Origin of the sequence: Synechocystis sp. LEGE 06083 (genome assembly GCF_015207725.1) — a bacterium.
Taxonomy (GTDB): domain Bacteria; phylum Cyanobacteriota; class Cyanobacteriia; order Cyanobacteriales; family Microcystaceae; genus Synechocystis; species Synechocystis salina.
The window spans coordinates 1-1,351 of the sequence record NZ_JADEWJ010000448.1; the positions used below are offsets into that span (position 1 = coordinate 1).

Annotated in this window: 1 protein-coding gene; it reads right to left on the bottom strand. The window is 42.6% G+C overall.

Features of this window, described 5'->3' with window-relative positions; translation table 11 throughout:
• Positions 1-1,351: cadherin repeat domain-containing protein (locus tag IQ219_RS19645; RefSeq protein WP_194073734.1), on the bottom strand; the 1,351-nt coding region annotated here is incomplete at both ends.

The following is a 1,351-nucleotide window of genomic DNA, read 5'->3' on the forward strand; positions in this document are numbered from 1 at the left end:
CACTGTTTTCATCAATGGGTGTTGCGGTATCGCCTGATTTGATGGTAGGAGCTATTTCATCTAGATTGTTGATAGCCAAGTTAACCAATTGCTCCGTAGCAGGATTAACGCCATCACTAGCAGTGACGGTGAATTTATAGCTAGATTGCGTTTCAAAATCTGGATTACCAATTAACTTAACTTTCCCTGTTGTGGAGTCAATGTTGAAAGATGTGGCATCATCCCCTGGTTTCAAACCAAAGGTTACCCCCCCACTGATATCCGCACTATCATCCGCTGTTGCTTGGTAAATTACCTGACCAGCTCCGCTGTTTTCATCAATGGGTGTTGCGGTATCGCTCGATGTAATAGTTGGAGCTACTTCATCGAGGTTGTTGATAGTTAAATTGACGACTTGTTCAGTGACAGAATTAACACCGTCGCTGGCAGTGACAGTGAATTTATAGCTAGATTGCGTTTCAAAATCTGGGTTTTCAGTTAGGATTACTTGTCCAGTTATGGGATTGATGGTGAATAAATCAGCATCATCCCCTGGTTTCAAACCAAAGGTTACTCCCTCACTGATATCCGCACTATCATCCGCTGTTACTTGATAAATTACCTGACCAGCTCCACTGTTTTCGTTAATTGCCTTTGCAATGTTCCCAGAAGTAATAATAGGAGCTACTTCATCTAGATTGTTGATAGTTAAATTGACCAATTGCTCCGTAGCAGGATTAACGCCATCACTAGCAGTGACGGTGAATTTATAACTAGGTTTAGTCTCAAAGTCAGGATTACCAATTAACTTAACTTTCCCTGTTGTGGAGTCAATGCTGAAAGATGTGGCATCATCCCCTGGTTTCAAACCAAAGGTTACTCCCCCACTGATATCCGCACTATCATCCGCTGTTACTTGATAAATTACCTGACCAGCTCCACTGTTTTCATCAATGGGTGTTGCGGTATCGCCTGATTTGATGGTAGGAGCTATTTCATCTAGATTGTTGATAGCTAAGTTAACCAATTGCTCCGTAGCAGGATTAACGCCATCACTAGCAGTGACTGTGAATTTATAGCTAGATTGCGTTTCAAAATCTGGATTACCAATTAAGGTAACTTTCCCCGTTGTGGAATCAATGCTGAAAGATGTGGCATCATCCCCTGGCTTCAAACCAAAGGTTACCCCCCCACTGATATCCGCACTATCATCCGCTGTTACTTGATAAATTACCTGACCAGCTCCACTGTTTTCATCAATGGGTGTTGCGGTATCGCCTGATTTGATGGTAGGAGCTATTTCATCTAGATTGTTGATAGCCAAGTTAACCAATTGCTCCGTAGCAGGATTAACGCCATCACTAGCAGTGAC